We start from the raw sequence: 9,863 nt of genomic DNA on the forward strand, positions 1-9,863 counted from the left end.
TAATATTTTAGCACTTAAACACTTTAACTGCTAATTTTTTTTAAAAAATTTGTTTGCTAATTAAAATTTATAAAATTAAATTTATGAGATTAAGACACGACAAAAACGCACAAAGTAAATTAGAGAATTCTAAATTTTACATTGACCCTGGTAAATACCCTGTTAAATTAGATTCTAAGACAGTGTTAGAAATTGGTATGGGCAAGGGCGAAATGATAGTTGAATTAGCTAGAATAAACCCTGATTTGATATTTATCGGCTTAGAAAAATATGCTACAGTTGCTGCAAAGGCACTTAAAAAAGCCGAAGAATATAATATAAATAATTTTCACATTATTATTGATGATGCTACAAAACTTGAAGAAATATTTGTTGGTGAACCACACACTATTTGATTAACTTTTAGTGATCCATGACCAAAAGCAAGACATGAAAGAAGAAGATTAACACATTCAAGTTTTTTAAATCTTTATAGCAAAATTATGAATGAAAACACTATGTTAAAATTTAAAAGCGACAATGACAAACTTTATGAATTTTCTTTAGAAAGTTTTCAACAAAATGGCTGAAATCTAGTTGATTATGGAACGGATTTGCACAATTCGTCTCACCAAAAAGATAATGTAATGACTGGTTACGAAGCTAAATGAAGTAGTTTGGGCAAAAATATTAACTACATTTATGTGAAAAAACCATAATATTTATCATTTTTATGAAAATAAAATTTAATAATTCAATATATTGTTTAAATTTTCCATAAAATACTATAATATAGTTATATTTAGAAAAAATAAATAAAATAAAACTTTAGGAAAGGTACAAAATGACCAAAAAAGAATTTATTAGCCAAGTGGCTGAACAACTTAATGTTCCAGTGAGAACAGCTGACCAATTTTTCAATGCGTTCCTTTTTGTTCTTAAAGAACAATTAATCGCTGAAGAAAAAATTCAACTTTCAAACTTAGGTTCATTTGAAACAAAAGTAAGAAGAGGACGTGAAACAGTTAACCCATTCACTAAAAAAGATTTAGTTGTTCCTGAAAAACGTGTAGTTAAATTTACACCTTCAAAATACTTAAGAGAAATTGTTAATTTCTAATACAAACTATAAATAAGGCAAAAAGTCAATAATACCTGGAAAGGTAAGTTCAAGGCTTTTGCCTATTTTTTTTATCATTTCATACTTAATCGCTTTATTTAAATGAGGTTTGATTAAACTAAACTCTACTAAATAAAACTCATCTTTCGAAGAGAAAAACACTATAAAAAAGGCAATTCCGCCATTTTGTTCTATTAAATCTAAATATTCTATTTGATGTGCTTTAATGTTATCCTTTGGTAGTGAATCTTCTTGAGTGCTTTTAGCCTCAAATGCAATGAAACTTCCTTGTCAACACCCAATGTAATCGACTGTGCTTTTGTTAGAAATAAAAGCTTGTTCCAGGTTAAGTTTTTGTCCCACTGACTTAAATTTTATCGGCAAACTTTTCTTTTCAATATATGCCAATTTGTTTTGTTTGTAATATTCAATTGTCCTATTGATGATATTCTCTAAAAGCATCCCTCTATTTTTCATTGCAAATCGTGGACGCTAAATTGATATAAGTTTTTTAAAAAGTGAACAAAATATGAAAAATAGCCTTAAAAGTTCATAAAAAGTTAATAACAGTGTCTTTAATTATGTTTTCCAACTTAAATTTTGTTAAATTCCTAAAATAGCTTATTTATAGTCTCTAAAAACAAACACCTATTATTTATTACAATGATTGAATTAAAATGGTTATATATTTCTATCATTGTAATTTTTTAATTAACTTTGACAAATAATGCTTATTTATAAGACTTTTTGTAATTTAATAAAGATTAACTTGGAAAAAACAAAATAAAAAGCCCTAACTGGACTTTTTTTTAAATTCTTAATAAGTAATATCATTGTTTTTATTAATTAATGGGTTCACAATATTAAAGGTAAAGAAGATAACAAACATGTTGATTCAAATTTTTACCGGACTCAATAAAGTATGTTGGAATACATAGATAAAAATTGATTTTAGTTCAGTGGCATTTGCTTGTGTATCGGCTAACGAAAGCAATGGAACATTAATTAATTCAATCAAGGCCGAGAAAATAACAATAGGTACAATAACAAAAAATCTTCTTGCTTTCATTTTAAATCTAGCAACTCATAAAAAGATAATCATGATTGCATAACTTCCGGTCATTAACAAGATTAAAGCAAACCTGTCTTTAACTAATCCATTAGCTAAAGTAGAATCATCAACTCTTGAGCCAATTAATCAAATTATTAAGAAAATTATTGTAATTAATACTAATGAGGCTACAGCAACATTAAAATTAAGTAAAGTGTTTGTTGTGCCAATAATTCTAATTTTTTTTCTTTTTTCACCAAAGTTGATAATTTTGTTTTCTAATTTTTCAACTTTCTTTGAAAAAGGATCAATTAATTTTTCCGCTCTCAATTTAGAAGCCAATTTAACTATCTTCATTTCATAAACAGTATCACGGTAGCTGCCACCAAAATAATATCTAAATAATTTTAAGAATAATCATCCTATCATTCCGGCTATTATGCCATCAACTGCTGTTGCCAAGGTATAAAGCGGGTTATAAACATTAGGCAAAAATAGAAAACTAATTAAGTCACTGATTAAACCAACCATTCCACCAACAATTGGTCCAAAAATAAATCCTGTGATTTTAACTGGCAAACCAATGAAACTTATTTTGTAAGAAGGATAAGTAACAATTGGTAAAAAAGACGAACCAATAATTAAAAACACTACTGAAATAGCAATTAGAATTCCAATGAAGGAAATCTTTCTAATAGTTCATTTTTTAAATAGTTTATTATTTTCACGATTGCTTCTTAACATATTTTTCCTATGCTTAAATATTATTAAAAAAACGCTTAATTAAAAGCGCTTTTTTTAATTTTATAATGCCATTAATTCTTTTTCTTTATGATTAGTCATGTCTTCGATGTGTGAAATTTTGTCATCGGTGTGTTTTTGAACTTGGTCTAAGTATCTTTTTTGTTCATCTTCTGACAATTCTTCATCGGCTTTAACTTTTTTATTAATATTTTGACGAACATTTCTAATTCCTACTTTAGCAGCCTCAGTGTATTTGCTTAAGTTTTTGACCATTTCCTTACGTCTTTCGGTTGTTAAGGCTGGGAAAGTTAATCTTACTTGATGACCTTCGTCAGCAACTGATACACTTAAGTTTTCAGCTAAAATTGCTTTAGCAATGTCTTTGGCAAGTGAAGCATCATAAGGTTTGATTAATAATTGCTGTGCTTCTGGCACGGTGATGTTAGCCACTTCTTCAAGTGGTGTTAAAGTATCATAATAATTAACTCTAATTCCCTTAATTAATTGTGGGTTTGCTCTACCAGTTGAAATTTTTGAAAGTTCAAAAGCATAGTGATTCAACACTTTGTGTGCTTCATCTTCAAATTCTATTAAATATAAATCTAATTCCATTATTTAGTTACCTCCGTACATTTAATTTCGCCTTTTAAAGCTCTAATAATTGCGTCTTTTTCTAAAATATTGAACACAATTAAATCAATATTATTGTCTCTAGCCATGCTGGTTGCAGTCAAGTCCATTACTTGTAATTTTTTGTCTAAAATTTCATCATAAGTGATTTTGTCATAATGAATTGCATCGGCATTGGTTTTTGGATCTTTGTCATAAATTCCATCCACGCCATTTTTACCCATTAAAATTACTTCTGCCTTGATTTCTGAAGCAAATAATGTGGCCGCTGTATCAGTAGTGAAGAAAGGTCTTCCTGTTCCACCAACAAAAATAACCACTTCACCATCTTCTAAATATTTGATAGTTTTTTCGTTAATGTAATTTTCAGCAACTTTTTGATCAATTGGAATTGATGATTGTACTCTGGCTTTAATACCAACTTTTTCAAAACCACTTCTTAACGCAAGTCCATTCATTAAGGTTGCTAACATTCCAATAAAGTCTGCCCTATTTCTTGGAATACCGTTTTTAGCAGCACTTGCACCACGTCAAAAGTTACCACCGCCAACTACAACACCAATTTCTACTCCTAATTCAGCAATTTCTTTCAGTTGTAAAGCGATTTTTTCAACTATATTGTAGTCAATTGCTAAACTTTTTTCTTTATTAACTAAACCTTCTCCTGAAAGTTTTACTAATATTCTTTTATATTTCACGACTACCTCATTTATATCCATATTAATTTTCTAAATTATATATTAATATAGAAATAATTAATTAGTTAAAATAAAGCAAAATAAATTTTAATTAACTAAAATATCTATTTCATAGTATTTTTAGTTCAACAAATTATCTAATTGTCTTTAGCTTAAACAAAGTATAATTAAAAAATGAAATTATTAAAACAGAGAATTATTCCCGCTTTAATAATGGTTGTAGTGACCTTGGGTGCACTAATTCCATTATCTATTTTTGGCCCTAAACATTTCGAAGCAAGAATTGTTTCATTAATTATTTTTGCTTCTTTATTAGCTGTACTTAGTTATGAATTTTTCAATGCCATGAGATTAAAATTGTATTTTTCATTACCATTAGCATTGATGGTGATGTTAACAATTCTTTTTCCTTTGTGAAAAAATAATCCTAGTCAAGATGTGATTAGTACTTTCATTAATGTTGGCACAGTGCCAAGTGAAAATCTTAAATTTTTAATTCAAAACATAGCACAAGATTGAATTTCGATTATTATTCTTTTAGTTGTTTCTTTAGCCTTTTTTATTATTGAATTAGCAACAAGAAAACAAAATTTAAACGATCGTTTAATTCGTGTATTGCATACTTTAATTTCTATTTATGTTTTATCCATCTCAATCAAATCATTCATGGTTTTTGTTAATGTTGATTATAAATACTGACTTTTAGCAGTACTTATTCCAATTTGTCATGATACATTGGGCTTTTTTGGTGGTAAGTTATATGGCAGAAAAGTTTTCAAAAAGCCTTTTTCACAGGTTATTTCGCCAAATAAAACTTGAGAGGGCTTTATTGCCGGAGTTTTTGGAGCATTGGTTATAGCATCTATTTTAGTATTTGCGTTGAATATGTTTGACACAGGAATTTTAGTTAAAACTTATATCCTTAAAATTTTCTTTATTTTGATTGTGCCAGTTGTTGCTGCTTTTGGAGATTTATACTTTTCACTTATTAAAAGACTTAATGGCGTTAAGGATTATTCAAAAATATTAGCAGGACACGGCGGATTTTTAGACCGCTTCGATGGAATTTCATTTGTAACATTCTTTATTTTCTTAACAATGATGTTTTGATAAAAGCAAACAAAAAACTAAGCTGGTGACAGTTTAGTTTTCGTTTGCTAAATTTTCAAAAATTAAATTTCTATAGTATTCATATTGCAATTGGCATTTTTCAATTTCTGATATTAATCCAAAATTAGCTTCATTTAAATAACTATTAAATTTATCTAAAATGTTGACAATTTCCAATTGTCTTTGTAATGAAAAATTAGGTATTGTTAAATTTTTAATTGAAGCAATACTTATAGCTGGTATTGAGCCTTTAGAAACTTGTTTTTGAATTTCTTGATCAATATTTTTTAAATAATAGTAAATGAATTTAGTGTTGAACTCGGTTGAATCTTTGCTTTGAATCGCGACACAAGAATTGCCTAATCAGAATTTATCATTTATATAGTTCAAGGCTCCAACTTGACCCCTTGTTGAAAGTAAAACAAATTCACCTTCTTTATTATAAGAGTGATATTTACTTGTCTCTGTAGTTCCGCCATTAAAATATTTATATAAATCTTTATCGCTTGTTGAATCTGATCTAATAAATTCTCCTGAAAAAATTTCGGTTATATTATTCAATGAGCTATATGATACTTTTTTAACTTTTTTATAGGCTTTTTGGTAATTTTGAAAGAATAAATTTCCAAAGATGAAATTGATTAATTTTTCAATTTCGAAGCTATGTGGTCTCTCTCTCTCTCTACGCTGTCTATTTGACCATTTTCAAGATATTTGAATATTGCATCTCTACAATATTCATATTGTTGTTGGCGTTTTGATTTTTCGGCTGGTAGACCAATGCTTAGGTCTTTACAGATTGTTTCGAAATTGTCAAGAACTTCAACTATTTTGCTTTGAGTTAAAATATTAGGAAAAACCAATGGTATTTCTTCCATTACATTTGACATTAATTTAGCATTTGCTGAAGTTCTGTTAACATATTTATTTGCTATTATTGTTAAATAATAAAAGAGATATTTGGGCAACAAAATTGATTTATTTGTTTCTAATAAACCACAGACATTAGTTATGCTAAACTTACCACTTCTATAAAATATTGTTCCTGCTTTAGCACCGTCTGTTGTTCACGTTACATATTCACTATTAAAATCATATGAATTAATTTTGCCAAGTTCCCCGTTATTTTCTGTTTGTGAAGAATAAACAGGATATTGCCCTTGATTATCATTTATGAATTGTTTGCTTATTACTTTTCCTCTTTTTGAAACACATATATCTCCAATTTTTAATTTAATGATTGAATTAGAAAATATAAATTGAAGTAATTTAATAACGGCCGCTATGCGGTCTCTCTCTCTCTCTCTCTCTGAAGCGTTTATTTGACCGGTTTCAAGATATTTGAATATGGCATCTCTATAATATTCGTATTGTTGTTGGCGTTTTGATTCTTCAGCTGGAAGACCAATGTTTAAGTCTTTACAGATTGCGTCAAAATTGTCAAGAACTTCAACAATTTTGTTTTGAATTGAAAGAGCAGGCAATGTAAATAATTTTTCTGCAAATACAGATATTCAATGTCTTTTGTGTTCTTTCGATGATTCTTCTGTATTGTGGATGAAATTTAATCAATAATAAAAGTATTTAATGTTAATATTGCTGTTTTTAGGTGTCAATATCTTTATAGCGGAAGATTTGATTTTAAAATCAAAATCTACTCATTTTAAATCTGTTGTAAAATCATCGAAAATTATTACAGGATTTTCTTTGCTTGAATGAAAAATATTTTCTTTTTCATCTGTATATCCTAAAATGAATTTTTGATTGGCAGTTAAAACGGGTGTTTTAAATTCAGGACTGTATTTATCACTTTTTACAATAAATTTTGCTGGTTGGATATAATCAATGTAATCCTTTACTTTTGCTATATTTGATTGTGAAAAATCCAAAGATAATAATTTATCTCTGTAGTATTCGTATTGTGCATGTCTCGCCTTCAGCTCCGCCTTCAGCTCCGCCTTCAGCTCCGCTGAATACTCGGTAAATTTGTCAAGAATTTCAACTATTCTGTTTTGAATTGATAAAGGTGGAATAGGAATTTCTAGATTTAAAATACCAGGCATATATGGGTGTTGAATCCCGCTTCCTCTATAGAAACTAAAAAGAACATCTTTTATTGAGTGGAAAAAATAATAAATAAATTTTGTATTTAAAACATTAGTGTCAAATGATTGGCAAATTCTATTATCACTTGTTATGAATTTCCCTTTGAAATATTGAATATGCATAGTTGAAGAACCACCAGGAATTGCCACTATCTCTTGATCATAAATTTGGTTTTTATATTTTTCAGAAGAAGTAAAGAAGTTAGATGGAAAGGTTGTAAGAATTTTTATATCGCCGTTTTCATCTTTTAAATTTTCGATATCTTTAGCAAATAAATATTCATATTTAATATTATTTTTTATTTGCTTCTCTTTAGATAAACCTGTGAATGTTTTGTCTCATACAGTAATTTCGTAAAGTTTTCTTTTTTCAATGTTTGCGTTATTCTTTAATTCACTTTTTAATAATTTTTCAAAAAAATTCATTACTCTTCTCCTTCGAGTTCAGCAATGATTTTGTCAATTTCTTTCCTTAAAACTTCTTGACGCGCAACAATTTCTTTTAATTCTTTGTTTAATACTTTAATATCAACTTTTCCACGCGTATCTTCTTTTTCAACATATGAATTAACCGACAAGTTAAAATTATTTTCTTCAATTTGTTCACGAGAAACAACTTGGGCAAAATAATTAATATTTTCATGTTTTTTATAAGCATCTAAAATATTTTGAATATTTTGGTCAGTTAATTTATTATTGTTTGAAACTTTAATAAATTCTTTTGAAGCATCAATGAATAAAACATCAGTGTTTGTTTTATTTTTCTTCATAACTAAAATACACGTTGAAATAGATGTTCCAAAGAACAAGTTATCTGGTAATTGAATAATTGCATCAACATAGTTGTTTTGAACTAAATATTTTCTAATTTTTTGTTCAGCGCCACCACGATACATTATTCCAGGGAAACAAACAATAGCAGAAGCACCATCAGTTGCCAAGTTAGATAAAGCATGTAAAACAAAAGCTCAGTCAGCTTTGCTGCTTGGGGCTAAAACTCCGGGCCCTGAAAAACGCGGATCATTAATTAAAGTGGTATCTTTGCTTTCATTTCATTTAACTGAATAAGGTGGATTAGACACAATAATTTCAAATGGTCCGTTTTCTTGACCTTGTGGATCGGTTAATGTATCGCCATTAAAAATCTTGAAATCATCAAATTCAATGTCATGTAAAAACATATTAATACGACAAAGGTTATAAGTAGTAACGTTTAATTCTTGCCCATATAAACCTGCTGTAATTTTATCTTTGCCTAAAAGTTTAACAGCTTGAAGCAATAATGAACCAGAGCCCGCGCACATATCGTAAACATTTTTTATTTCTGTTTTATCACCAGCAGCTAATTTAAAAAGCAATTTACTTACTTCTTGTGGAGTGAAATATTCACCACCAGATTTACCAGCATTTGAAGCATACATGCCCATTAAATATTCATAGGCATCACCAAATAAATCAATAGTGTTGTCTTGGAAATCACCTAAATTCATACTTTCAACACCTTTTAAAAGAGCTGTAAGTTTTTCATTTCTAACGTTAACCGTTGGGCCTAGTTTATTGTTGTTTACGTCAAAATCTTGGAATAACCCTTTAAAGTCATCTTCACTTTCTTGCCCTTTCGCTGAGGTTTCAATGTCACGAAAAATTCTATCCAAAGTAACATTTAAATCTGGATTGTCTTTAGCATTAGCAGTAACATTAACAAATAAATCTTCTGGTTGGATAAAATAACCAAATGCATCTGTGATTTCTTGTTTCATATCTTCATCAATGTCACTGTTTAAGAGTTTTTTATAATCTCTATTGTCATCATTCTCTCTTAAATTGTTATTTATTTCACGAGTCAATTTTTCTGAAATAAAACGATAAAACATAGCACCTAAAACATAGTTTTTGAAATCTCACCCATCAATACTACCACGTAATGAATCTGCTATTTTTCAAATAGCTTTGTGTAATTCTTCTCTTTCAAGTTCTTTTTTATTGTCCATAAGCCCCCCCAAAATTAATTTATTAATTTTAATTATATAAATTATAAATTCAAAAAAGTTCGCATTTGCTGTAATTTAGCAATAAAAAACCAAAACAATTTGTTTTGGTAAACTAGGACAAGAAAAGTAGACAGAAAATAAAAACTGTCTACTTTTCGTTTACAATAAGAGAAAGGAGTTTACAAATGGCTAAACAATTGAAACATTATGAATGATTAGATCTATTTAGATGACTAGAAAATTGAGAATACACAAATGAATATGAATACAAATTTGCATCTTATATTTCAGAAAAATATAATAAGGATTACTTTAAAGAAAATATTAGACGTAGAATTTGAAATAAATTTAGAGAATATCAAAAAGACGAAACTGTAATATTTTCAAAAACAGGAACAGCCCCTAAAAAAGGGAAGGGTTGTGGAAGACCCAAAA

At 28.3% G+C, this 9,863-nt stretch carries 11 protein-coding genes; 4 read left to right on the forward strand and 7 right to left on the reverse strand.

All coding sequences use genetic code 4. From position 1 onward, the window contains the following. Window positions 1-83: 83 nt before the first annotated feature. Window positions 84-698 carry a tRNA (guanosine(46)-N7)-methyltransferase TrmB gene (gene trmB, locus T395_RS0102265; protein WP_029512876.1) on the forward strand — a complete coding sequence of 205 codons (615 nt, stop codon included), beginning with the start codon at window positions 84-86 and terminating at the stop codon, window positions 696-698. Between the two features lie 125 nt (window positions 699-823). Beyond that, window positions 824-1,099, forward strand: coding sequence for an HU family DNA-binding protein (locus tag T395_RS0102270; protein ID WP_029512877.1), 276 nt, complete (start codon window positions 824-826; stop codon window positions 1,097-1,099). Between the two features lie 6 nt (window positions 1,100-1,105). On the opposite strand, the gene recU is transcribed toward T395_RS0102270, so the two are convergent. From recU to pyrH, 4 genes are all read right to left on the reverse strand, one after another. Then, window positions 1,106-1,576 (reverse strand): Holliday junction resolvase RecU, encoded by a 471-nt coding sequence (gene recU / locus T395_RS0102275; RefSeq protein WP_029512878.1) that lies wholly within the window; start codon window positions 1,574-1,576, stop codon window positions 1,106-1,108. A gap of 340 nt (window positions 1,577-1,916) precedes the next feature. Then, the gene (locus T395_RS0102280; protein WP_029512879.1) at window positions 1,917-2,894 is read right to left on the reverse strand and encodes an ECF transporter S component; all 978 of its coding nucleotides are present in this window, start codon (window positions 2,892-2,894) and stop codon (window positions 1,917-1,919) included. A 60-nt stretch (window positions 2,895-2,954) separates the two neighbouring features. Beyond that, on the reverse strand, window positions 2,955-3,506 hold the full coding sequence (frr, locus tag T395_RS0102285; protein WP_029512880.1) for a ribosome recycling factor: 552 nt from the start codon (window positions 3,504-3,506) through the stop codon (window positions 2,955-2,957). Continuing rightward, window positions 3,506-4,243: a UMP kinase gene (gene pyrH / locus T395_RS0102290; RefSeq protein WP_029512881.1), complete on the reverse strand. Its 738-nt coding sequence runs from the start codon at window positions 4,241-4,243 to the stop codon at window positions 3,506-3,508. Before pyrH ends, frr begins: the two co-directional genes overlap by 1 nt. Before the next feature lie 153 nt (window positions 4,244-4,396). On the opposite strand from pyrH, the gene T395_RS0102295 reads away from it, so the two are divergent. Then, the gene (locus tag T395_RS0102295) at window positions 4,397-5,335 is read left to right on the forward strand and encodes a phosphatidate cytidylyltransferase (RefSeq protein ID WP_029512882.1); all 939 of its coding nucleotides are present in this window, start codon (window positions 4,397-4,399) and stop codon (window positions 5,333-5,335) included. Between the two features lie 30 nt (window positions 5,336-5,365). On the opposite strand, the gene T395_RS0102300 is transcribed toward T395_RS0102295, so the two are convergent. Genes T395_RS0102300 through T395_RS0102310 form a run of 3 tightly spaced genes read right to left on the reverse strand, consistent with a single transcriptional unit; the run spans window position 5,366 to window position 9,428 of the window. Beyond that, the gene (locus T395_RS0102300; RefSeq protein ID WP_084273309.1) at window positions 5,366-6,052 is read right to left on the reverse strand and encodes a restriction endonuclease subunit S; all 687 of its coding nucleotides are present in this window, start codon (window positions 6,050-6,052) and stop codon (window positions 5,366-5,368) included. Beyond that, on the reverse strand, window positions 5,974-7,863 hold the full coding sequence (locus tag T395_RS03535) for a restriction endonuclease subunit S (protein WP_051617816.1): 1,890 nt from the start codon (window positions 7,861-7,863) through the stop codon (window positions 5,974-5,976). The genes T395_RS0102300 and T395_RS03535 overlap by 79 nt, the downstream gene beginning before the upstream one ends. Next, complete coding sequence (locus tag T395_RS0102310; protein WP_029512885.1) at window positions 7,863-9,428, reverse strand: type I restriction-modification system subunit M; 1,566 nt, start codon at window positions 9,426-9,428, stop codon at window positions 7,863-7,865. Before T395_RS0102310 ends, T395_RS03535 begins: the two co-directional genes overlap by 1 nt. Before the next feature lie 185 nt (window positions 9,429-9,613). Between T395_RS0102310 and T395_RS0102315 the strand changes: the two genes are divergently transcribed. Next, window positions 9,614-9,863: hypothetical protein (locus T395_RS0102315; RefSeq protein ID WP_029512886.1), on the forward strand; the 250-nt coding region annotated here is incomplete at its 3' end.

Source organism: Mycoplasmopsis iners ATCC 19705, from assembly GCF_000701805.1.
GTDB classification, from domain to species: domain Bacteria; phylum Bacillota_I; class Bacilli_A; order Mycoplasmatales; family Metamycoplasmataceae; genus Mycoplasmopsis; species Mycoplasmopsis iners.